Here is a 22,683-nt window from a genome sequence, read left to right on the forward strand (position 1 = left end):
TGGTGGAGGGTCACCAAACGAGACACGACCCCCACCGCGGCCGCCACTTCAAGCCCCAGCGCCTGCACGCCGACAAAGCCTACGACCGGGCCGACCTGCGCAGATGGCTCCGCGGGAAGCGCATCGGCGTGCGCATCGCCCGCAAAGGCATCGAGTCCAGCGAGCGATTAGGGCGCCGCAGGTGGGTCATCGAGCGGACGATGTCCTGGCTGTCCGGCTACCGCCGACTCAGCCCCCGCTACGAACGAGATCCCCACAACTACCTGGCCTTTCTCGGACTCGCCGCCGCCCTCTGCTGCTACAAGCGACTCGTCCGCCTCACCACATAGGACACGGTCTTAATTCCCCGACTCGCCGTCATTCGCGTGTCGCTCTGCGTCCTGCGGATCCCTCGAACGCCGCGCGGCGCCCTCGGTGCTCTCGCGCAGTACCAACCGGTGGGCCACGACCAGGTCCTGGGGGGAGCGGACGCCGGCCGGGGAGGTGTCCCCGGGGGCCGGGGTGGCGGCCTCGTCCATCCGGTGCCGCAGGAGGTCGATGGCGATCCTGGCGACCGCGGCCTTGTCGGGGGCCACGGTGCTCAGCGTCGGCGTGCTGAACCGTCCCCCCTCGACGTCGTCGAAGCCGATCACGGCGACGTCCTCGGGTACCCGCATCCCGTACTCGTACAGGGTGCGCAACGCGCCCAGCGCCAGTTGGTCGTTGAGGCAGAGCAGCGCGTCGGGCCGGGCGCCCTCGTCGAGTGCCCGGGCCACGGCCTCGGCCCCGTCGGGCATCCGGAAGGACGGTACGGGCAGCAGCGCGGCCGGGTCGAAGGCGAGGCCGGCCGCGGCGAGGGCGGCGCGGTAGCCGCGGGTGCGGGCCTCCGCGGTGCCGAGGCCCGCGTCGTCCCGGCCGCCGACGGCGAGGATCGTACGGCGCCCGAGGCCGATAAGGTGCTCGGTCGCCTCCCGCGCGGCCTTCTCGTTGTCGATGGCGACGTGGTCCGCGCCCTCTTCCAGCAGTTCGCCGAGCAGCACGGTGGGCGGCGCGTCCGTGCGGCTCCGCAGATCGTCGGCGGTCAGGGCGAGCGGGCTGAGGATGACCCCGTCGACGAAGGTGGAGCCGAAGCCGGCCAGGGCCGCCAGTTCATGGTCGCGGTCCGCGCCGGTCTGGTGGATCAGCACGGTGAGGGAGCGCTGTTCGGCCTCGCGGATGACATGCCGGGCGAGTTCGGCGAAGTAGGGGACGTCGAGTTCGGGGACGACCAGCGCGATGATGCCGGTGCGGCCCTTGCGCAGATGACGGCCGGCCAGGTTGACCTTGTAGCCGAGGTGGTCGATGGCCTCCTGGACCACGCGCCGGGTCCGGTCCGAGACGTGGACGTAGTCATTGATCACGTTGGACACCGTCTTCTCGGACACCCCCGCGTGCCGAGCGACGTCCTTGATCCTGACCCGTGCCACCGCGACCTCCCTGCCCTCCCCTGGAGCCCCGAGTGTAGTCGGCGGGCAGGCCGGGGAACGGCGGGCGGCGGGCAACCCGTCCCGTCCCCGCCCCCGGAACACCGGCCATCTGCCGCGGACTCTTTACAGCCAATGTACATCGATGTAAAAACGTGCCACCGCACCGCGTCAGCCGGTGCGCGCCCCGCCTGCCGAACCCGGTGGGGGCCATCTTCCCCGTGGTCCACCGCCGGTCCGCCGCGCGTGCCCGGCCGTCGAAAGGTCAACGATGACTGCGCGATCCCCTGTCCCCGCCCCTCCTGTGGAGTCCGCTCCGGACCGCGGCCTCACCCGCCGCCGCCTGCTGGGCACCGGCCTGGCCGGGGCGGGCGCGCTGCTCGCCGCGGGCTCGCTGTCCGGCTGCGCCTCCCCGGCCTCGGCCTCCGACGCCTCGGCCCTCAGCGTCTGGGACCTGTTCCAGGGCGGCGACGGCTTGCTGATGGACGACATGATCAAGGCTGTCGCCGAGGGCCGTCGGGGCTTCGACATCGACCGGACGATCCTGGACTGGGGCCCGTCCTACTACACCAAACTCGCCATGTCGGCCGCCGGTGGCCGGGCCTCCGATGTGGCGGTCCTGCACCTGTCCCGGCTGGCGGGCTACGCCCCCGCCGGCCTGCTCGACCCCTTCGACCTGGACCTGCTCGCCGAATTCGGCGTCGCGGAGAAGGATTTCACGCCCGCGGTGTGGGCACGGACCCAGCACGACGGCACCGTCTACGCGATCCCGCTGGACGTCCACCCCTTCATCGTCTTCTACGACAAGGAGGCCGCCGGCACCGCGGGGCTGCTCGACTCCTCGGGGGAACTGGCCCCCATGGGATCTCCCGAGGCCTTGCTGGACGCGGGCAAGGCACTCGCCGATGCCACCGGCCACGCGGGCATCGTGTTCGGCCACGTCAACGACACCGCGCAGAACTGGCGGCTGTTCGCCGCCCTCTACGCCCAGACCGGCGCCGCCTTCACCCTCCCGGACGGCGGTCCGCCGGAGATCGACGTCGACGCCGCGATACGTGTGGTGTCGCTCCTGCGGCAACTGTTCGACGGCAGGACCAACCCCAACAACCTGGACTACTACGCGGGCCTCACCATGTTCTCCTCCGGCCGGGGCGGCATGGCCATGCTCGGCGAGTGGGAGCTGCCGACCCTGAAGAAGTCCGGCATCCCGCTCGGCGCCGCGCCCTTCCCGCAGGTCTTCGACCAGCCCGCCGTCTACACCGACAGCCACAGCTTCGTCCTCCCGCACCAGGACGACCCCGTCCCGGCCCGCCGGCGCGAGGCCCACCGGTACGTCGCGGCGATCATCAAGCAGAGCCTGACCTGGGCGAGCGCCGGCCACATCCCCGCGTACCAGCCCGTGCTCGCGAAGCCGGAGTACGCCGCCCTGAAGCCGCAGTCCTCGTACGCGGGCGCCGGGAAGGTCGCGGTGCTCGACCCGCCGAACTGGTTCACCGGGGCCGGCTCGAACTTCCAGAGCCGGATGTGCCAGCCGCTCCAGTCGGCGCTGCTCGGCGACACCACCCCCGAAAAAGCCGTGCGTCGGATGGTCCGCGAGGCGGACGCGCTGCTCCGGCAGCCCAACCCGGTGGCCTGACGAGCAGAAGGAGCGATCCCCTTGACCACCACCGCACCCCCCGGCACCGGCCCATGGACCGGCCCGGACACCTCCCGCACGGACGGCCCCCGCCACACCGGCCGGCAGCGTTCCCTCAGCGCCCCCGGCTCCGGCCTGGTCTTCGTCCTGCCGTTCCTCCTCCTGTTCGTCCTCTTCCTGGTGTGGCCCATCGTGCAGGGGCTCTGGATGAGCTTCACCGACTCCTCGCTGGCGCTGCGCGACACGGCCTTCGTCGGCTTCGACAACTACGCCGAGGCATTCGGCGACCCGGACGTCTGGAGCAGCCTCGGCAACACGGTCTTCTTCACCGTCATCTCCAGCGTGCCACTGGTGCTGGTCGCGCTGGCGATGGCCCTGCTGGTGCACAGCGGGATCGCCGGGCAATGGGCCTGGCGGCTGGCGTTCTTCGCTCCGTACCTGCTGCCGGTGACCGTGGTGACGCTGATCTGGTCCTGGCTCTACCAGCCGGACCTGGGCTTCGCCAACCAGCTCCTGGACACCCTCGGCATGGCACCGGTGGGCTGGCTGGCCGACGAGTCCGTCGCGATGTGGTCGATCGCCGCCCTCACCGTCTGGTGGACGGTCGGCTTCAACTTCCTGCTCTACCTCGCCGCCCTCCAGTCCCTGCCCACGACCTTCGACGAGGCCGCGGCGCTGGACGGCGCCGGGGCGTGGCGCCGCCTGTGGTCCATCACCCTGCCGCAGCTCCGCCGGACCACCGCACTGGTGGCCATGCTCCAGATCCTCGCGTCGCTCAAGGTGTTCGACCAGATCTACATCCTCACCAAGGGCGGCCCCAACGGCTCGACCCGTCCCGTCCTGGAGTACGTCTACGACGTCGGCTTCACGGGTTACCGGCTCGGCTACGCCTCGGCGGTCTCCTATCTCTTCTTCGCGCTGATCGTCATCGTCTCGCTCGTGCAGTTCCGCCTCTTCCGCCCGGAGGACTGACCGTGTCTGCTACCGCAACGCCCCCGCGCCCACGGCACCGTCCGCCCCGGGAGAGCGCCGGTTCTCCGCTGCTCCTCGGCCACGGCCGGCTGCCCCGGGCCCTGGCCGGGACCGCGCTCGTCATCCTGGCGGCCGTCTGGCTGCTGCCCTTCCTGTGGGCGATCGCCACCTCCGTGCAGAGCGAACAGGCTGTGTCCGCCCCCGGTCTCTCGCCGTTCAAGGGCGCCTTCACCCTGGACGCGTACCAGCAGATCCTGGAACGCGGGGACGTACCCCTGTGGGCGTTCAACAGCCTCCTGGTCGCCGGGCTGGTCACCGTCATCACGGTGGCCGTCTCCACCCTCGCGGCGTACGGCTTCTCGCGCGGCACGTTCCGCGGGCGCCGGTCCCTGCTCGCCGTGACCGTGGCCGCCATCATGATCCCGCCGCAGTTGCTCATCGTGCCGCTGTTCCAGCAGATGCTGCTGTTCGACCTGGTGGACACCTACGCGGCGGTCATCCTTCCCCAGGTGGTCGCCCCCATGATGGTGTTCATCCTCAAGCGCTTCTTCGATGGCATCCCCCGGGAGCTGGAGGAGGCGGCCCGGATCGACGGGGCCTCCGAGTTCCGGGTCTTCTGGTCGGTGGTGCTGCCGTTGTCGCGGCCGATCGTGGCCGCGGTGGCGATCTTCGTCTTCATCGGGGCGTGGAACAACTTCCTGTGGCCGTTCATCGTGACCAACGACTCGGACCTGATGACCCTCCCGGTCGGACTGGCCACCGTGCGGGACTCCCACGGCGTCCAGTACGTGTCGGGCATGGCGTCCGCGCTGCTGGCCGCGCTGCCGCTGATCGTGGTCTTCCTCTTCTTCCAGCGCCGCATCGTCAACTCCGTGGCCACCACCGGCCTCGGCGGCTCCTGACACCTTTCTCCCCGACCCGCTGTACCCGACCGATCCACTGGAGCATGTGTGCCCATTCACGCCGTACCGCGCCCGGAGTACCCGCGACCGCAGTTCACGCGCCGCGACTGGCTCAACCTGAACGGTGCCTGGCAGTTCGAGACCGACCGGGGGGACAGCGGTCTGGAACGCGGTCTGCTCGGCCGGGAGCTGCGCGACGAGATACTCGTGCCCTTCCCGCCCGAGTCCGAGCTGTCGGGCATCGGTGACACCGACTTCCTCCACGCCGTCTGGTACCGGCGCGCCCTCACCCTGCCGGCCCAGTGGGCCGGGCGCCGGGTGCTGCTGCACTTCGGCGCGGTCGACCACGACACCACCGTCTGGGCGAACGGCGAGGAGGTCGCCCGGCACCGCGGCGGCTTCACGCCGTTCACCGCCGACCTCGGCGACATCGCCGGGGCGGGCGAGGAGGTCGTCATCACCGTACGGGCCCGCGACGCCAAGTCGGGCCCGCAGGCGCGGGGCAAGCAGGCCGTCCGGTACGCCAACCACGACTGCAACTACACGCGGGTCACCGGTATCTGGCAGACCGTGTGGCTGGAGCCCGTCCCCGATGTGCATCTGCGGCGCCCCCGGATCACCCCGGACCTCGCCGGCAGCGCCTTCCACCTCGAACTGCCGCTGTCCGGCAACCGGGCCGGCCACCGGGTCCGTGCCGTCCTGACCGACGGTGACGGCGACGTCAGCCGCGCCGAGGCCCGCGCCGACCTCGACCTCGCCCCACGCCTGTGTCTGCCGGTGCCCGAGGACCGGCGCCGCGAGTGGGGCCCGGACAATCCGCACCTGTACGGCCTGCGCCTCGAACTCCTCGACGCCGCCGGGGAAGTGGTCGACAGCGCGGAGAGCTACGCCGGTCTGCGCGCCGTCGCCCTGCGCGGCAGGGCCGTCCTCCTCAACGGCCGACCGGTCTTCCAGCGGCTCGTCCTGGACCAGGGCTGGTACCCGGACGGGCTGATGACCGCGCCGAGCGACGAGGCACTGGTGCGGGACATCAAACTGGCCCAGGAGGCGGGCTTCAACGGAGCCCGGCTGCACCAGAAGGTCTTCGAGGAGCGCTTCCTCTACCACGCCGACCGCCTCGGCTATCTGGTCTGGGGCGAGTTCGGCGACTGGGGCTGCGAGATCGGCGGTTCCTCGGGCGACAACCAGAAACCCGACGCGTCCTACGCCGCCCAGTGGCTGGAGGCCCTGGAACGCGACTACTCGCACCCCTCCGTGATCGGCTGGTGCCCGCTCAACGAGACGTACCAGAAGCTGCACGACCGCATCACCCAACTCGACGACGTCACCAGGGCGATGTTCCTGGCCACCAAGGCCATGGACACCACCCGGCCGGTGATCGACGCGTCCGGTTACGCGCACCGGGTCGCCGAGACGGACATCTACGACGCCCACAACTACGAGCAGGACCCCGCGGTGTTCGGGAAGCTCATGTCCGGGCTCGCCAAGGGCGAGCCGTTCGTCAACGCCTACGAGAACGGCGCCGCCTACTCGCTGCCCTACGGAGGCCAGCCGTACTTCGTGAGCGAGTTCGGCGGCATCTGGTGGGACCCGGAGGCAGCCGCCGAGCTGTCCGGTGAGGACCGCACCCAGTCCTGGGGCTACGGTGAACGGGTGCGGGACGAGGACGAGTTCCACGCCCGGTTCAGCGGCCTCACCGAGGTGCTGCTGCGCGACCCCGGCATGTTCGGCTACTGCTACACCCAGTTGACCGACGTCTTCCAGGAGCAGAACGGCATCTACCGCTTCGACCGCTCGCCCAAGCTCGACGTCGCCCGCGTCCGTGCCGCGCAGTCGCGGCCGGCCGCCATCGAGGAACAGCCGTGAGAGGGGGCCGCGGTCCAGTGACCGCGGCCCCCGTTCACGTCACACCCGCTCCAGCCGCCAGACCTGCGGCTGGAGCCCGTTGCACGTCCACTGCTGGACGTTCGCGCCGGGCTGCCGGGAGCCCTGGGCCACGTCCAGGCACTGTCCGCTGGAGCGGACGACCAGCCGGTAGTATCCCCGGCCGACGTTCTCCAGCCGCCAGTCCTGGGCGGCGGCCTGGTTGCAGTACCACTGGCGGACGTTGGCGCCCGCCGTGCCGGATCCGTTCTCCACGTCGAGGCAGTAGCCGCTGTTGCGGCCGGTGAGCGTGAAGCGGCTGTCACCGCGGGCCTTCAGCGTCCAGTCCTGCGGACCGAGGCCGTTGCACGTCCACTGCTGGACGTTGCCGCCCGGAGCGCGGGAGTCGGCGGCCACGTCGAGGCAGTCGCCGCTGTTGGCGTTCACCAGTCGGTAGCGTGCCCCGTCGACGATTCCCGAGGCGTCACCGCTGCCGGTGACGGGGCCGGTGGCGAAGTACGGCTTGCACACCGTGCCGTCGAAGTCCGTGGCGATCTGCAGGACCTGCCGGCCGTCCGCCGAGGGCAGCAGTGGAGAGCTGTAGTTCTCGCAGTAGTTGATCTGCGGGTCGGACACGTTGACCGGTGCTTCGATCTCGTACCAGGGCCCGCTGCCGTTCTCCGTGTTGGCGAGGATCGTCCGGCCGCTCTCCGCGGCGACGCTGCCGTCCTTGTCGAGCAGGCGCTGTCCGATCAGCAGCAGCCGCCCGTTCGCGCCGCCGTCCGGCGCGGGGGCCCAGGCGATGGTCGGCGTGGCGCGGAAGTACTTGCCGTCGACCGTCTCGGGGCGGATGCCCAGGTCGGTGACGCTCCCCCAGTTCCAGCCGTCGGCGGAGGTGCGGTAGTGCACCACGCACTGGTACTGGCCGCCGGGCGTGCAGATCTCGTAGCTCATGAAGTAGGTTCCGTTGGGCAGTCTGCGCACCCCCGGCATGCCGGGCCGGTCGGTCTGGAGGCCGCTGGCCACGGTGTCGTGGCGCCCTTGCCAGTTGATGCCGTCGTAACTTCGCGCGGCGGCCAGTTTCTGGCTGTGCGCGGGGTCCGTCTCGTCGGCGTAGTGGCAGACCAGGGCGCCGTCCGAGGCGATGGAGAACTCCGGTTCCCACAGGCCGCCGGTGCCGGTGGCGACGGCGCACGACGACAGGTAGGACCAGGTGCGGCCCACGTCGTTGCTGCGCCAGATCCGCAGCGCCATCCGGCGGTTCTGCTCGTCCTGACCGGTGGAGGCGGCCCAGAGCAGGGTGCCGGCGGGCAACGCGCCCACCTGCTGGGGCAGTTCGAACAAGGTTCCGCAGCAGAGTCCCTGGCCGGCCGCGGATTCGGGGTCGGAGACCCGGCCGACCTCACGGAAGGTCGCGCCGTTGTCGGTGCTCTCGTGGATGGCGCCGATGCCGTTGTTCCCGTCGAAGGTGACGACACTGGCGAGCACTCGGCCGTTGGCGGCACCGTTGTGGGCGAGCCGGACGGCGCGCGGGTAGAGCCCCGTGCCGTCGCGCAACGGTGTGCCGGTGGCAGCGGCGGAGAGGCCGGCCGTCGCGGTGGGGGCGGGCGGCTTGGGGGACGCCGCGACGGCCGGAGCGGCGAGCACCGTACCGAGCACCGCGACCAGGGCGAGCAGTACGGCATGGGGGTGAAGACGTCTGACAGCGTGGAAGAGGCGGAGCGTCAACACGTTCTCCTTTCTGCGGAACTTCCCGTGGAACTCCCCGGGGAACGTTCGGGGCCGGGATCCGCGCCAGGCTAGAGCCGGATATACATCGATGTAAATACGCGTGCGCACAGCGGCGCCGCCCCGCCGGGGGCGGGGGTGGCGGGGCTCGGCGCGCGCCCCGGCACGGGGTTCCCTCATGGGCTTACCGGCAGTAACTTGCCATGGAGTAAGTAAGGGTCCGTGCAACCGAACGTTCTCCCACATAAGGAGATCAACGGTGGACCCGGCGTTCGCGCCGTCAGCCGTGGTCGGTGACCTCATCCGGTGGACGGAAGACCGCTTGGAGCGGGAACGGGAACTGCTGGAGCGCCTCCGCGCGATCGATGCGTCGGCGCCTGCCGGCTGGCAGAACGTCCTGCGCCTCGTCGAGCTCATGCAGGGGGGACGTGGAAGCCCTGGCCACCGGACACGCGAAACAACGAGCGCTGCTCGTGCTCGACATCGCCGACGGTCACCTCGCCGGCGGACGGACATCGCCGACGGTCACCTCGCCGGCGGACGGGTGGAGGCCGCGTTCGCCCTCGCCTCCCGCGCGCTCGAGGCCGGCCTGCAGTACCGGTCCGGCCGCGTCGTGGAACGCGCCCGCGGTGTACGCCGTAGCCTCACCACCCAGGGTGGTGCGGGACTTCGACGAACGCCTGCACGGCGTCTACCTGTAAGAAAGGATCACTACGGCATGAGGGTGGGGATCACCGGGCACCGCGGACTGAGCACGCTGGTCGAGGAACAGGTGCGGGCTCTCCTGGCCGACCAGGTCAGCCAGTACGACCCGGCCCAACTCGTCGGTGTCTCGTGCATCGCCGACGGACCCGACTCCTGGTTCGCCGAAACCGTCCTGTAGCACGGCGGCCGCCTCCAGGTCGTCATCCCGGCCACCGAGTACCGGCAAGGGCTGCCCGTCTGGCACCACCCCGTCTACGACCGGCTCCTTGCCCGCGCGGCCGACGTCCACCACACAGGCATCACCGAATCGACCTCCGAAGCGCATCAGGCCGGATCCGAAATCCTCGTCGGCCTGGTGGATGAGCTGATCGCCGTATGGGACGGCAAACCGGCGCGGGGATACGGAGGCACCGCGGACGTGGTCGCGTACGCCGAACGGGCCGGCGTCCCGGCGCGGGTGCTGTGGCCCGAGGGCGCCAGCCGGTGACGCCGTTGAACGCAGTGCCACCCGCGCGGCAACGCGCTGTCCGACGAAGCCGCCGCTTGCGCCAAGGGCCGTCGTCCTGCACTTCGCCCAGGCCGCACAGGCCCCCGTACAGCGCGATAACGCTACGTCCTCCCCGCCGCGCCCCAGCCCCGTACGAAGGCAGCGAGGGCGCGGCGCTGCAGTTCGTCCGGCCCAGCGCCTCCGCCTCCCACTGCACCGGATGCCAAGGGTCGAAGCCGTAGCGGGCGGCGAAGGCCGGCCATCTCGGGTCGCCGTGCTTGCCCTCGGCCGACAGCAGCTCGTACTCGATGGTCTGCTCCCGGGCCAGCAGGACCCGGCGGACTTCGCTCCAGCAGTCCTCGGTGCGCCGCACCCAGTCCCGTTCGATCTCTGCCCCACTGGCGTCGAAATCGCCACACCAGAGCAGGGTGGCGCGACCGTGCCGGGCGGTGCGGCGGCGCATGACTTCGGCATAGGACTGGGAGGCGAAGCCTCGGACCACCAAGACCGGGATGCCGTATTCGGCGAGCCAGGTGGTGAACATCTGCCGGAGGGTGTCCGACGTACACCGAGCTGGCCCTCGGTGCGGTCCAGGGCGAACCAGTCCACGGCCTCGCGCAGGAACGCGGCGGCGTCCGGCAAGGCCGGCGGGACGTGGACCTCGCGCAGGGTGTCGATCAGGTCCGGGAAGCGGCCCTCGCGGCGGGCCTGGGCCAGAGAGGAGGAGAGGTGCCGGTACATCGACGGGGTGTGCGGCAACACGCCCTCGGAAACCAGCCGGTACATGACCTGTTCTCCACCGTTTCGATGTCTCATGAGACATCTCGGGTGGCGATTGACGTGGGCGGTTGTCGGGCTCCGGTGGCCGGCCCTGCCTCTTGGCGGTGGATCGTGGTGAGACGTTCAGCAGGGCCCGATGGTGTCGGTTCGGGCAGCTCGATGGTCGTTCAAAGTGACGACGGCTCCGCGGCCGTTGAGTTCCTCGCGGAGGGCTGCGTTGTCATGGTGGAGGGCGGCGATGACGGTGGCGGAGGCATCGAGGCGGCCTTGGAGCTGGGTCCGCTCGCGTTTGAGGGTCCTCACCTCGACACGTAGTTCCTGGAGTTCGTCATCGCGTCGGGCTTCGCCGGGGATGCGGGCGTCGGTGGCATCCGTGCGCCGGTCCCATTCGGCAAGGATGCGGTGGGCTCGGTTCATCGTGGCCCGGCTGCCACCAGCTTCGCGGTAGAGATTCTCCTTGACCAGCCGTCCATCGGTGCATGTGGGGCGGCCTGCAAGGAGTCGCTCCATGGCGGCTCGCAGAGCCTTCACGGTCTCAGTGGAGACCTGGTCCGTGAGCGTCTCGGTGGTGGGCTGGGTCATTTCTCGGCCCTTCGGATCACTGAGCGGACGTCGTCGAGCTGTTGGGTCAGCTGGTCCCGGCGGCAAGGGACGATCTTGGGAGTCTCCAGCAGAGTTAGGAGGCTGTGTTCCTCGCTCTTCCAGATCTTGAGGTGGTCGGGGGTGATGACGCTGTTGTGGCAGCGGCCGGGCTGGCAGCGGTCTATCAGCGGGCCGGTGTGGCCGGCGGGGACGACGGCTTCTTCGAGGCACTTCGCGCCCTCGGAGTGGTTCTCGTCGAGGGCGCAGTGGTTGAGCTTGCCTAAACGGAGCGTGACGCGGGCCTTGTGCAGCAGGTCGTATTCGGTCCGTTTGTCGCCGGTCTTGGCGGTGCGGGTGGCTGCGAGAGCGGCCTTCTTGATGGTCCCACCGCTGTTGCAGGTGGCGTGTCGCGTTCGTCGGCTCACTCGCACTGGACCTGCGCCGCGTTGATGGCGGCTTGAAGCTGAAGCCAGGTTGGATCTGTGGAGCTGGCCGCAGTCGTCGTTGCCAGATCGTCTGCCTCCCATGTGCGGGTTCCGTCGGTCAGGACAAGGTGCGTCTCCAGATCGTCGCCGTCGTCCGGAACCTCGGCGGTGGTCTCCAGGAACACCGCGGCCGCATCCCTGGAAGTGTCCCTGTTCGCGGTGCAGTTCTGCGTGGAGCCGGAGAGCACGGACAAAAGCACCAGATCTCCCCCGCTGCCGGCAACCAGGAGCTCGCCGGTGGCTGTGGCGGCCAGCGCGGACAGTCGGGATCCGGTCAGCACATCGTGCTCGACCGCTTGCCGAGTTTCGAGGTCCACCTCGACCAACGTTCCCGCGGGTGTCGCAATCCACAGCACACCCGGTCGCGCCCCGAAGGCAACATTGTGACGCGACCAGGCTTGCATTTGGTCAAGCCACTCCTGCGGGTACGGATACCCAGGGCTGGGGTCGCCGAGGGTTGTGGTCAGAACCCGGCGCAACGAAGGAAACTCGAAAACCTCCACCGAGTTGTCGTACGCGTTGCCACGAACCGCAAGGTGACGTCCGTCCGCGCTGAAGAGCGGAGTCTCGTAGCCGTCACAGTCCAGGATCAACGCCCGGCGGAGCGGCCGCATCATGGCAGGCACGGTCCCCTGATCGACTCGCGCGAAAAGGCAGTGAGTGGCCCCTTGGTCACTGCTGAGCGTGGCGACAAGTCCGCCGCCGGGATGCTGCGCGACTCCTGTGTCCCAGCGGGGTCCGGCACCGATGGTTCCGACGGCAAGGTCAAGGACGTCCGAGCTCTCCCAACCACCGCCTTCGTCGCGAAATGACGGTGAAGCCCACAGGGTCTGCCCGTCCGGGCTGAAAGCCAGGCTACGGTAGAAGGCGAAGGCTGGAGCACCTTGCAGCTCGGAGACCCCAGCAGGAGTCCATTGCCGCAGTCCGCCTTCCCCCGCCACCACAAGCAGCGGCTGATCCGGATGCCACGCAACAGCAGGCGTCCGCTCTGCCCGCTCCCGCCCAAGGGCATTTCCATAGGCGTTCAACGTAAAGCCCACGGAGCCGAGTTCGCGCAGCTGCCCCCCGCCGCAGTCCCAGATGTGGACTGCCGGACGCTCGGAGTCCGAGCAGGCCACCAGCGGAAGCCGCGGATGGCATCTCAGCTGTTCAAAAGAGCGTTCGCCGCCAACCAGCCCACGTGCCACTACTTCAAGATTAGTCACCCCAGCACCGTAGTTGTCGCCGGCCTGCGCGGCGAGGCCCTCACCGGCATGCGCTCCCACTCGTCGGTCAACCACAGAAACGTGAGCTTCGGCCCCGCCAGCTCAATCGCTCACTCGCCAACTGAAGCGCCCAGTCTCACTGGGTGTCGGTGAGGTGGTCAACGCGGTACATAATCCAATTAGAGCGCCTGTTCGAATTCAGGGGCAAGCTGGGACGCGAGGGACCGGGAGGAGCAGGTGAGCGGTGGTGAGCAGCCGCTCTCGCGTCTGGACGCGCTGCGTTTCGCCCGGCGCGTCGTCGCACAGCAGGCGGCACGGCAGCTGGCCCTCATCGACCGGTGGATCACCGACGAGGAACAGCGCCAGGCCGCACGGCACCGCGGCAAGGAGCGGCGGCCGGAGCCGGCGCAGTGGCTGATCCAGTACGGCCTGAACCGCTCCAACGTCGACGCCGTGCACACCGGTGACTGCTGGGCCGCCGCCAAGAGTGCGGCCGACCGGAAGCCAGCCGGGTGGTCTCCGTCAGGATGCCGCTGGGCGATGGATTCCTCAGACAGTCGCGATGTGTGGCGACGCAAGTCTCCACGGCCCGGCCGAGACCCTGCCACAGATGGAACCGGTCGGCGACCTGCAGAGCGCCGGGGGCACCGCGCCGGGCACCCTCGGCATATGCACCCGCCCGGTCCCGGCAGATGTTCTCCAAGTCGGGGTGGCAGATCAACCAGGCGGCCAGCGGCCCGGCCTCACGGGTCGGGAGCACGTCGACCACGCGATGGTCTTCGACTCTGGTTAAGACGGTGGAGTAGGTCTGGCCTCGGCGGACCGCGAAGTCGTCCACGCCCAGCACGCGCGGAGTACCGAACTGCGGATCGGGCAATGCCATAACCCTCCGTAGCAAAGTCATCCGGCCGGCTCCGAAGCCCAGCTGGGCTGCCAGCCGGGCGCCAGCCCTCCCGGCCAGCGCGAGTCCCACTCGCTCCAGGGCGTGGTTGAGCCGAGTGGTGAACCGTGCGTGCGGGGCAGCCAGCTGCGAGAACGGCTCGGCGAACGTCCGGCGCGGGCATTCCCCCGCCCCGCATATGAAGCGCCGGACCGTCAGCCGGATGACAAAGCCCTTCTCAGCGAGTGGAAGGTCCCTCAGCCTGCGCTGGTAGCGATCGTGGACCCGGTCCGAAAAACGGCCGCAGTCCGGACAGGCAGAGCCGGCGGCACGGCCTCTCGCGCCACCTCAACCGTGCCGAACGCGGCTGTGACGGCCTCGACATCCACATCGTCGATTCCGTCGAACACCAGCGAGTCCCAGAACGGTGCATCGGTCTGCATGACCAGCACCATCACCGCCACAACCGGCTGCAGCGGCGGCGGCAGGGACCTGAGGGAGCGTCGATTCAGATCGCTGGACGACAGGGCGTACGCGGTCTCACGCGAACCCGTCTCCTCGCAATCGAACGGCGGGGTAACGCTCCGCGACGATTCCCCAAGATCTGTGCCAGAACCCGAGAAATGACGTCGCCGTGGTGGGGTGCCACCGGAGTGCGGCAGAAGCGGTCCGTCTCTTGATCACCGGTCGTTAGACTCCCGGCGTTCGGATGCTGTCGATGGACTGGAAAGCCAAGCCTTGGACGACGACCGTTGGGACGACTGGCCGGAACGGTGGGTCGGCACGGACTGCGACGTGAGGGCGGCCGTCAGCGCGATTCCGCGGGAGGTCAAGGACGGTTTCAGGTACGACGAGGTCCCCTGGCAGCGGTTCCGGCACTTCTACGGCCCGGGCGAGGAGATCCCCGGACTGCTCGCCACGCTCACGTCCGGGGACGCCGAAGCTGCCGACGGGGCCTTGCGGCAGCTCTGGACGAGTCTTCACCACCAGGGCGGCACGATCGCGGTGGGGGCACTGGCGGTGCCGTTCCTGCTCCGGATCGCGGCGACCGCACGCACCGAACTTTGTGCCCAAACCCTTCGCCTGGTCGCCGAGATCGGCCGGTGTCAGCACATGGGGGACGGATCGCGGGAAGGCCTGCTCCAGGTCGCCGAGGAGCCGTTGATGATCGAGGGCAGCACGATGTGCCCGGTGGACTGGACGATCCAGGCCGCCCGTCAGGCCGTCACGGACGACCTGCGCCTTCTGCTCCCGCTTCTCTCCGACCCCGACCCTGAGGTCCGCTCCGTGACCGCCTACGTTCTGGCGGCTGCGACCGGCGAGGTTTCACACGTCTCCTCTGCTCTGCGGTCCAGGCTGGCGAAGGAAGACGATGCGGTAGTGCGGGTGAGCTTGATCCTGGCGATCGCCCAACTCGCCCGCGAACACCAGGATGAAAACGCTCCCAAGTGGGCCCGGGGCCTGTGGTCGGATTGCGGACGACCGCTCGAGGTCCGCGTCGGCGCTGGCTTGGCCTGGCTCTGTCTGGTCACCGACCCCGCCCCCGACGAGCTTCGCGCCCTCCTCACCGACCCCGGCACCCGTCAATACGACGGCCTGCTCCAGCCGGTGCCATGGCTCACCTGGATCGACCCCACCGGCGTCGGGCTGCGCAGCTGCATCGACGAAATGCTCACGGCGAATATCCCCGAAACAGTGCTTGACGATCCTTGGGGTGGAGGACCATCAAGCTGAACCATGCAGCGGTCAGCCGGCTTTGGCGGGCGCTTCGCTCCGCGCCCGGGTCGAGGCGAGCCGGTAGGAGTCGGTGTCGGTCTCGATGATGGTGCCGTTGAAGGTCAGGCATTCGACGATGGCCGCGCAGAGGCGGGGCTCGGTGAAGGTCTTGGTCCAGCCGCCGAAGGACTCGTTGGAGGCGATGGCGACGCTGTTCTTCTCCTCGCGTTCGGTGAGGACCTGGAAGAGGAGTTCGGCGCCGTGGCGGTCGAGTTCCATATAGCCGAGCTCGTCGATGCAGAGCAGGTCCACCCGGCCATAGCCGGCGATGGTCTTGTTCAGCTGCTTCTCGTCGGCGGCTTCCACCAGCTCGTTCACCAGCTTGGTGGCGAGCCTGGGGCTTCCTCGCTGGTGTCGATGGTCAGGCTCCAGCGCGCGTCCTCGGCCGACCCATAGGCGTGGGACAGACCCGCCCAGCCCACGTCGTCCAAACCGGCCAACAGCCGTTGGAATGCATTGCTCATGGCGGCAGGATGACAGGTGCCTCTGACAAGGGACGTTCGTGGCGAGGCCGATGGAGCACCGAGGGTGGACCACGCCGCCGGGCGGTGGGCGTTTGCCGGGCTGTGCCGCGCGTCAGGCCAGGCCAATGCGGCTGCTTCCCTGTATGGCTGCGTACCGTGCTTGCTGCTGCCATGCACCGCAAGCCGTTCTCTGTGCTCGGCTTTCCTTTCGGGCGCAGGACAGTGTTTGTCGGCCGGGCCTCTTCGGGTCGGTTGGATGGACGGCGCTTGATTTCTCTATAACCCTACTGTCATGAAAATTAACTGCTTGCATTCTGGGGTACCTTTGGCTGGAAATCGGCTCGCTACTGCAATCGGGGATGTCGAAAATGCAGTGGCTGCGTCTTACCGACCCGCAGGAGGAAAAGGATGAGCGAGCGGTCTGCTCTGCCGGTTCAGTCGGGCGGCGACGGCGACGGTCACCCCGGCACGCCGTGGACGCCGCCGGAAGAGCCTCCGAGCCCCGACGGATCCAGCCCGGAAGGGGACGGGAAGCACCGCAAATGACGTCTGCCGCGCTGCGCACCGACCGCCCCGGCCGCAAAGAGCTGAGGCGGATCCTGACGGAGATCGGTGCGCTGTCGCTGGACTGGATGCCTTCCTTCTCGGCCGTCGACCGGGCCGCGTTCCTTCCGGATCTTATGTGGCCTTACGACATGTCGACCCGTTCGAGCGTCTGCGTCGACAGGCGAGCCACCCCGGATGCCTGGTATGCGGCGGCCGACAGTAACGTGCCCATCGTCACCCAGTGGGACGACGGCACCCACAGCGGCGGTGATCCGGGAAAGCTGTCCACCAGCTCTTCTTCCACGCCCTCTACCGTCTTCTCCCTGCTGCGGGATCTGGACGTGGAAGCGGGCATGCGCGTGCTGGACGTCGGCACAGGGACAGGCGAGACGGCCGCGTTGCTGAGCCACCGGCTCGGCCAGCAGAACGTGACGAGCATCGAAGTGGACGCGACGGTGGCCGCGACGGCTCGTGACCGCCTGTTCAAGCTGGGCTTCCGCCCCGAGGTGGTCGTGGGCGACGGGTTCCATGGGTACGCCGCAGCCGCTCCCTTCGACCGGATCCTGGCCACGGTCGGCCTGCGCCAACTGCCCATGGAGTGGGTCGCGCAGACCCGGCGTGGTGGCGTGATCCTCGCTCCCTGGGGCACCTCCTACGGCAATGCCGACGCCGTGGTCCGTCTGGTAGTGAACGGCGAGACAGCCGCAGGGCCCTTCACCAGGCTGGTGGAGTTCATGAAGCTCCGCGCGCAACGGGGCCCGGCGGTCCGTCCCGCCGATTACCTGTCCGCAGGTCCCCTCGAGGGCGCCGACCGGAGCACAGTAGCCCTTGCTGAAGAAGACTTCCTGACGGGCCAGTTCACGGATCTGCCGTTTGTCCTGGGCCTTCGGGTGCCTCACTGCCGCCAGGCAGCGGCGGACAAGCGGGGCGGTGAGCGTCCTGTCTGGTTCTACAGCCTCATCGACACCTCATGGGCCTGCGTGATGTTCCGTGACGGCCAGGAACACGCCTTGGTGTGGCAGTCCGGATCCAGGCGTCTGTGGGACGAAGTCCGTGACGCCTACGACTGGTGGAAGGAGCGTGGGTCCCCGGAGGTGACGCGGTTCGGACTCACCATCGACGCCTCCGGTCAGAGAGCCTGGCTGGACGATCCGGCGAAGGAGTCCTGGCCCGTTCCGCCGCTGCCCGTCTGACGTGGCTGGCGCACTGCGGGCTCGTGCCTCGTTCAGGACCTTCAGGCTCCTTCGAAAAGCGCTGCGACGGCCTGTCAGACCGGCGCGCTGGCGGAGGTCTGTAGCGTTCTCGGCCGGTCCCGTGCCCGCTCTCCGGCACGGGGAGGCATCAGAGAGCGAGCACGGCGGACAGCGCCGGGACGGGGGTGGAACCGCAACGTCGGAGAGGCCGAGCGGAGCGCCGACGGCGGCACAGGACCGGGCGTGGCCGCCCGGGGGCCGGGCGGCCACGCCCGGCCGAGCAGCCGCGGGCCGGACGGCATCAGACCGGCGGGGGCAGGCATCGGGCGTACGGAACGAGCGACGGCCGGCCGCGCGGACGGCCCGGGAGCAGGCGGGACCGATCACGTGCCGACGTCGCCCGCCGGGCCAGGCCGCGAGGGGTGGTGGTTGTCGTACTCGGGTCGGCGAGCCGCGCAGGGTCAGGCTGGTACGAGGCCGGCCGGTCCAGTGGAGGCGGGGGTCGACGCGAGCGCGGGCGGGCGCACGGGCCCGCCATCGGGGACCAGGACAGGCGGTGGCCGGTGGAGGTCGGGCGGGCGGCGAGCAGCAGTTCCTTCCCTGGGGTGTCCGGAACGAGCGCCCGACAAGGCACGGTCGAAGACCGGCCGATCGGTCGACGACGCGCCGACCGCGGCCGCCGCGCGGAGGAGGCACGCGCGGGGCGGCGCGGCCCGGCGGAGGACAAGCTGAACAGGGCGGACGGAAGGGCGGCCCCTGGACGACCGGCACCGGCGCACGGAGCGGGCCCGCCGCGAGCTTCTCCCCCACGCGACCGTGTCGTCGTACAAGACTGCGGAGGGTGAGGCCGGGCAGCACGACGGTGTGGGCCAGGACTGGGGCGGGGTGCCCGAGCTGGGCGCGGCGGCGGCCGGGCGAACGTGCTTCCCGCTCGGCCGCCGCGCGATACAGCAGCATGTCGATGAGATGGATGTGCCGCTGGCACTCACTCACCTCTTCGGTGGTTTCGGTGGTGCAGGACGCCGCATCTGCGGCAGGGTCGGTGCTGACACTCTGCCCTGGGCGCACCCGGGCGGGTTCGGCGTTGGATGCGGGAGAGCTTGATGGGTGTGGGTGAGCGGGAGTCGTGGACGACGGAGGAGTTCGGTGCTTCGCACGAGGGCGCGGTTGGTGTGCTGCTGGCCGACGGCAGCGTGCCGGACCCGGTCTTCATCGCGATGACCTCTGCGGGCACCGGGCGGGAGGTGTCGCAGTGGAGCGTCTACGACGGGGGCGACGGTTTCGTGCGGGCACCGCGGGCCGCCGCGCTGCGGGCTGTGTGCTCCTGCGGCTGGACCGGCCCGCACCACCCCTTGCGCTGGGACGAGTTCGGCGGGAAGGGCCTGGCCGAAGCGGCCGGGGATGTGGCGGATGCGTGCGCGCAGCAATGGGACGTGCACACCGTGGAGGTGGAGCGGTCGGCTGTCACCGTGCCGGAACCACTGGCCGGCCTGCTCGTGCGGGTTGAGTCGGAGATCGAGAAGCTGGCGAAGACGACACCGCTCGCGGCCCTGCGGGCCGCGCGCCGACTGGAGGTGATCGCCGTGCAGACGGCGTACTGGCCGGCCCTGGACGTCATCAACAGCGACGCCACCGGTGAGCAGACGACCACGTCCCTGGGACTGAACGAGGACGCCGCGCAGGACCTGCTGGCCCGTTTCGGCCGCCTCAGCCGTTACCGCTGAGCACCCGACCTCGCCCTGGACAAGCGCCTTCCGCACGCCACCGGTTCGAGCCCGACGACTGTCCACAAGCCGGGCGGGGCTCCAACTCCGGCCGGTATCGCAGGACCTCACGCTGCCGGCTGCCGTCCAGTGCATCCTGCGCGAGGCCGCTTCCCGCGAAGTCCATTACGTGCCGGCCGATGTCCTGCGCGGCCCGCAGGACGAGGGCAAGCTCATTGGCAACAGCGGCGCGGTCCAGGCCGCGCTGAAACGCGGCGTCCGTCGCAACAGGTGGATCGCGGACCAGATCTCGCCCATGCTCGCCGAGGGCCCCGGCTTCGGAAAGGTCGTCGGCTACTGCCTCCACGCTGAAGCGCTTCCCGCGTTCCAGGCCGCTGTCGCCACCCACCAGCAGGGCGAGCGAGCTCGCCAGCCACAAGGACTGCCTCGCTGAGGCGATCACCGGTGAGGGTGGGGTGCACGCGCAACGCTTCTTCGCCGCGCTCCGCGAGATCGGCCACGCCATCGACGAGAAGCGCGCCCGGCAGCTCCTGCGCGACCTCGCTGCGGACGGCACCATCCAGCGCGTCGACGCTGATCGAGCCGCCTACCCCCCTGCCATGGCTGGCGCAGAATCGGCAGCCACCGCCGCAGCGCGGATACGGAGCTGGGTGACTGGTACGGACAGGGCACAGCGTGGGCGGACGGCACGGAGCAACGGTGCACGGGCGGGCGGTGGGAGGGCTCGGTCGAGCGGGTCGGAGCGCCCGGGACCGGCGGACCAGGGTGGGCGACGGTACGACGACTGGGCAGCATCGCGGGACGGTGACCTGGGTGACCGGCGGCTGGCGTCCGGCGGCCGGCGTCCAGGCGCGGACTCCACAGCACGGGGCGGGCCAGCGCCACGGGACAGGAGCCGGGACGGCGTGTGCCGCGGGCTATGGACATCGCACGGCGGGGCCAGCGAGTCGAGGCGGCGGGCGGGCCAGCCGTGGACGGTCGGCGGCCTGCGGGGAGACGAGCGGCAGTACCTCCCCGAGCGCGCGGACTGGGGGTGAGCTTCGCAGGTCGTGATCATGGCCGGTTACCCAAGCCGGCGAACGTGGGCTACATCGCGGCCGACCGACGGGAAATTCCGGCCTGCCGCTTCGGCGTGTGCTGAAGGCGGAACTCGCCCGGCCCCTGCGGTCTGCGCGTATACGGCTGGGTCTTCCGGCCAGCACCTCCCCTTTGGAGTGTTCATCCGTCCGGAGGGCCATCCGCCTGTTCGGCTCCGGAGCGTTGCCCGGGTGCGCGATAGTGCAGCGGTCCGACGAGAGGGGTTCATCATGGAGCGTGTGCTCGCGCCGCACGAGGCGGCCATCGCCGCGGCCGGTGTCCGGGTCGTCCTGTCCTGCGACGTGGAGGGCGACCTGGACGATGCTGTCCTCGCGCAGGCCCTGACCCACCTGCAGGAGTGCACCCCGCTGCTCACCGGGAAGTTCACCCAGGGCCCAGGGGAGCCGCCACGAGTCCACATCGCAGACGCACCCCCGGCTCAAGTCCTGTGCCACGGAGCCGACTTCGTCGAGGAGATCAACACCCCCCTCGACTGGGAGCAGGGCCCGCTGCTGCGGGCCGCCTTGGTGCGGGAGAGAGAGCGAAGCCGTGTGGTGCTGAGCCTGCCACGGGCATTCGTCGACGGGATGAGCTACCTGTCCCTCCACCACCGCCTGTGGGACATCTACACCTCCCTGGCCACCGGCCGTCCCGTCTCCTCCTCTCTGATCGAGCCGGTGCTGGGACCGGCCCTGGACGACCTGCTCGCCGCCCTCTTCACCCCGGGGCAGCTGCAGAACTTCGTGGCCGAGCGCGCGCGACTGGATGCTGAGAGGCCGCCCGCGCTCGTGCCCGCCCTCGCCTCCGTCAACGGAGGCCCGGGTCCGGACCTGAGTTTCCGTATCACCGGAGTCGATCTCGACGCCAGCCGCTGCCAGAGGCTGGTGCAGTGCGCACGGGAGGCTTCGCTCTCGGTTAACGCCCTGGTTTCCGGAGTCCTGCTGACCAGCCTGCACCCTTTGCTGCCCGCCCAGGACGGTCCGGCACGGCTGCTGTGCACCACCGCGGTCGACATGCGCCGCCGGCTCACCCCACCCCTGCCGGCCGAGGTCCTGCAGTCCGCGGCGACCACCACCACCCTCCGCCTGGAAGTGAGCGAGGACACCCATCCCGTAACCGTCGGGCAGGAGGTGGCCGCCCGGCTGCGCGCCGACCTGGAGAGCGGAGCTGCGGCCATGGAACTGGCCGCCTTCCCGTACATGCTCGACCAACACCCACCCAGCATCGTCATCACCAACGTCGGCACCATCGCCGAATCCGCCCTGCCCCAGGGCCTGCGGATCAGCAACGTGCGCCTAGCCCCGCTCGGCCATGTACCCATGATCTTCGCCGTCGTCAGCCGCTATCGGGCATGTCTGGCCATCGACCTCGCCTACAGCCAGGCCTGGTACACCGACACCCAGATCAAGAAACTGCGCGACCACGTCGCCGCCGCCCTCGACCGCCTGACCTCATAGGCCCTGTCACTCAGCAGCCAGCCGGTTCTCATAGGAGAGCCGCGCGGTCATGCCCCAGCAGAGGTCGTCCAGCTCAAGCGGCGAACAAAACGCATGATGCCCCGGCCAAACACAACGACCCCGCCCGTGCCGCTGGTGGCCAGAGCAGCGTGCAGCAGCGGGCCCGGGCGGCGCTCGCCCCCGCACTCACGAGCCGCCGAGGTGGCCAGGGTTCTGCATCGCTGGCACCGACCGGGTCGACGGCCGCCGGGAGCCGCCCGCGTCGGGTTCGGCCCGACTGCTCGCCGCGTGCGCCGCCTGCGGCCGACCTGGCCTCCAGTGCCGCGCGCCGCCGAGCGCCTGGCACCGGTCCAGCGCACCGCCGCCGTGAAGAAGGAAGACCTGCTGGAGCTGGCCACTGCGGCTTGCCCGCTCGAAGCCGCCGCCGGTGGCGGATGCTCGCCGAGCGGGCCCCGGACAGCGCGACCGCCGACTACCTGCACGAGGCCTTCGAGCCCACCGCCCGGGCAATCGCCGGCCTGGAAAGAGCACTGGAGGCCGTCGGCCTCCTCGATGAAGCCCTCGCACTCGACCTGCGGCGGCCCCAGGACTACTTCGGCCGCGTCTGGAGCACCGCGTTCCGGGCTGTCGGCGTACACCTGAACGTCCCCACCTACGTACGGATGAACGTGACCAGTTCCTGATGCGCTGAGGAACGCGGGTCGGCACTCGGCTGCTGGTCGGTATGGGCGGCAGAAGGGCGGTCGACGATGGTCTTGGACCCGCATCGCTGGCTGGAA

General features: G+C 69.9%; 18 protein-coding genes and 3 pseudogenes. 12 read left to right on the forward strand and 9 right to left on the reverse strand.

The features are described from left to right. The coding region (locus IE251_RS39745; RefSeq protein ID WP_189757816.1) for a transposase at positions 1-329 on the forward strand (329 nt) is incomplete at its 5' end. A 9-nt stretch (positions 330-338) separates the two neighbouring features. On the opposite strand, the gene IE251_RS39750 is transcribed toward IE251_RS39745, so the two are convergent. Beyond that, complete coding sequence (locus IE251_RS39750) at positions 339-1,445, reverse strand: LacI family DNA-binding transcriptional regulator (protein ID WP_189757817.1); 1,107 nt, start codon at positions 1,443-1,445, stop codon at positions 339-341. 268 nt (positions 1,446-1,713) lie between these two features. Between IE251_RS39750 and IE251_RS39755 the strand changes: the two genes are divergently transcribed. The 4 genes from IE251_RS39755 to IE251_RS39770 are packed head-to-tail and all read left to right on the forward strand — an operon-like array spanning position 1,714 to position 6,818. Then, a complete protein-coding gene (locus IE251_RS39755; protein ID WP_189757818.1) occupies positions 1,714-3,078 on the forward strand; it encodes an extracellular solute-binding protein in 1,365 nt (454 codons plus the stop codon). Between the two features lie 21 nt (positions 3,079-3,099). After that, entirely contained in the window at positions 3,100-4,050 is a 951-nt protein-coding gene (locus IE251_RS39760; protein WP_189757819.1) for a carbohydrate ABC transporter permease, read from the forward strand. A 2-nt stretch (positions 4,051-4,052) separates the two neighbouring features. Continuing rightward, complete coding sequence (locus tag IE251_RS39765) at positions 4,053-4,952, forward strand: carbohydrate ABC transporter permease (RefSeq protein ID WP_189757820.1); 900 nt, start codon at positions 4,053-4,055, stop codon at positions 4,950-4,952. 48 nt (positions 4,953-5,000) lie between these two features. Further along, the gene (locus tag IE251_RS39770; RefSeq protein ID WP_189757821.1) at positions 5,001-6,818 is read left to right on the forward strand and encodes a glycoside hydrolase family 2 protein; all 1,818 of its coding nucleotides are present in this window, start codon (positions 5,001-5,003) and stop codon (positions 6,816-6,818) included. Between the two features lie 39 nt (positions 6,819-6,857). Here the strand turns inward: IE251_RS39770 and IE251_RS39775 are convergent, their stop codons facing one another. After that, entirely contained in the window at positions 6,858-8,543 is a 1,686-nt protein-coding gene (locus IE251_RS39775; RefSeq protein ID WP_229897157.1) for an RICIN domain-containing protein, read from the reverse strand. Positions 8,544-9,261: 718 nt separating this feature from the next. On the opposite strand from IE251_RS39775, the pseudogene IE251_RS39780 reads away from it, so the two are divergent. Further along, positions 9,262-9,735 (forward strand): annotated as a pseudogene (locus tag IE251_RS39780) (hypothetical protein). A 903-nt stretch (positions 9,736-10,638) separates the two neighbouring features. Here IE251_RS39780 and IE251_RS39785 read toward each other — a convergent pair. The 5 genes and pseudogenes from IE251_RS39785 to IE251_RS41580 form a co-directional block, all read right to left on the reverse strand. After that, positions 10,639-11,097 (reverse strand): hypothetical protein, encoded by a 459-nt coding sequence (locus IE251_RS39785; protein WP_189757823.1) that lies wholly within the window; start codon positions 11,095-11,097, stop codon positions 10,639-10,641. Further along, positions 11,094-11,522 carry a hypothetical protein gene (locus tag IE251_RS39790; protein WP_189757824.1) on the reverse strand — a complete coding sequence of 143 codons (429 nt, stop codon included), beginning with the start codon at positions 11,520-11,522 and terminating at the stop codon, positions 11,094-11,096. The genes IE251_RS39785 and IE251_RS39790 overlap by 4 nt, the downstream gene beginning before the upstream one ends. Further along, positions 11,519-12,769 carry a WD40 repeat domain-containing protein gene (locus IE251_RS39795; protein WP_229897158.1) on the reverse strand — a complete coding sequence of 417 codons (1,251 nt, stop codon included), beginning with the start codon at positions 12,767-12,769 and terminating at the stop codon, positions 11,519-11,521. Before IE251_RS39795 ends, IE251_RS39790 begins: the two co-directional genes overlap by 4 nt. Positions 12,770-13,130: 361 nt before the next feature. Then, a pseudogene (locus IE251_RS39800) lies at positions 13,131-13,943 on the reverse strand (ISL3 family transposase); the annotation flags it as partial. Further along, positions 13,925-14,110, reverse strand: a complete 186-nt coding sequence (locus IE251_RS41580) for a hypothetical protein (RefSeq protein ID WP_229897159.1) — start codon at positions 14,108-14,110, stop codon at positions 13,925-13,927. The gene IE251_RS41580 and the pseudogene IE251_RS39800, both read right to left, overlap by 19 nt. 295 nt (positions 14,111-14,405) lie before the next feature. On the opposite strand from IE251_RS41580, the gene IE251_RS41585 reads away from it, so the two are divergent. Continuing rightward, positions 14,406-15,401 (forward strand): hypothetical protein, encoded by a 996-nt coding sequence (locus IE251_RS41585; RefSeq protein ID WP_229897160.1) that lies wholly within the window; start codon positions 14,406-14,408, stop codon positions 15,399-15,401. Between the two features lie 12 nt (positions 15,402-15,413). Here the strand turns inward: IE251_RS41585 and IE251_RS39815 are convergent. Then, positions 15,414-15,776 (reverse strand): annotated as a pseudogene (locus IE251_RS39815) (ATP-binding protein); the annotation flags it as partial. Further along, positions 15,758-15,907 (reverse strand): hypothetical protein, encoded by a 150-nt coding sequence (locus IE251_RS39820; RefSeq protein ID WP_189757838.1) that lies wholly within the window; start codon positions 15,905-15,907, stop codon positions 15,758-15,760. The gene IE251_RS39820 and the pseudogene IE251_RS39815, both read right to left, overlap by 19 nt. Before the next feature lie 542 nt (positions 15,908-16,449). Between IE251_RS39820 and IE251_RS39825 the strand changes: the two genes are divergently transcribed. The 5 genes from IE251_RS39825 (at position 16,450) to IE251_RS39845 (ending at position 22,587) form a co-directional block, all read left to right on the forward strand. Further along, positions 16,450-17,646 carry a methyltransferase domain-containing protein gene (locus IE251_RS39825; protein WP_189757825.1) on the forward strand — a complete coding sequence of 399 codons (1,197 nt, stop codon included), beginning with the start codon at positions 16,450-16,452 and terminating at the stop codon, positions 17,644-17,646. Positions 17,647-18,749: 1,103 nt separating this feature from the next. Further along, entirely contained in the window at positions 18,750-19,370 is a 621-nt protein-coding gene (locus IE251_RS39830) for a hypothetical protein (protein ID WP_229897161.1), read from the forward strand. A 169-nt stretch (positions 19,371-19,539) separates the two neighbouring features. Further along, on the forward strand, positions 19,540-19,803 hold the full coding sequence (locus IE251_RS39835) for a hypothetical protein (protein ID WP_189757826.1): 264 nt from the start codon (positions 19,540-19,542) through the stop codon (positions 19,801-19,803). An 874-nt stretch (positions 19,804-20,677) separates the two neighbouring features. Then, entirely contained in the window at positions 20,678-21,904 is a 1,227-nt protein-coding gene (locus IE251_RS39840; protein WP_189757827.1) for a phthiocerol/phthiodiolone dimycocerosyl transferase family protein, read from the forward strand. A gap of 404 nt (positions 21,905-22,308) precedes the next feature. Continuing rightward, positions 22,309-22,587: a hypothetical protein gene (locus IE251_RS39845; RefSeq protein WP_229897162.1), complete on the forward strand. Its 279-nt coding sequence runs from the start codon at positions 22,309-22,311 to the stop codon at positions 22,585-22,587. The last annotated feature ends 96 nt before the right edge of the window (positions 22,588-22,683 follow it).

This window comes from Streptomyces eurythermus (genome assembly GCF_014649115.1).
Lineage (GTDB): Bacteria > Actinomycetota > Actinomycetes > Streptomycetales > Streptomycetaceae > Streptomyces > Streptomyces eurythermus.

Coding starts and splice junctions, on each gene's coding strand:
- IE251_RS39755 (WP_189757818.1), top strand. CDS start 1,714: ATGACTGCGCGATCCCCTGTCCCCGCCCCTCCTGTGGAGTCCGCTCCG.
- IE251_RS41580 (WP_229897159.1), bottom strand. CDS start 14,110: ATGCAGACCGATGCACCGTTCTGGGACTCGCTGGTGTTCGACGGAATC.
- IE251_RS39840 (WP_189757827.1), top strand. CDS start 20,678: ATGGAGCGTGTGCTCGCGCCGCACGAGGCGGCCATCGCCGCGGCCGGT.
- IE251_RS39785 (WP_189757823.1), bottom strand. CDS start 11,097: ATGACCCAGCCCACCACCGAGACGCTCACGGACCAGGTCTCCACTGAG.
- IE251_RS39820 (WP_189757838.1), bottom strand. CDS start 15,907: ATGAGCAATGCATTCCAACGGCTGTTGGCCGGTTTGGACGACGTGGGC.
- IE251_RS39825 (WP_189757825.1), top strand. CDS start 16,450: ATGACGTCTGCCGCGCTGCGCACCGACCGCCCCGGCCGCAAAGAGCTG.
- IE251_RS39830 (WP_229897161.1), top strand. CDS start 18,750: ATGGGTGTGGGTGAGCGGGAGTCGTGGACGACGGAGGAGTTCGGTGCT.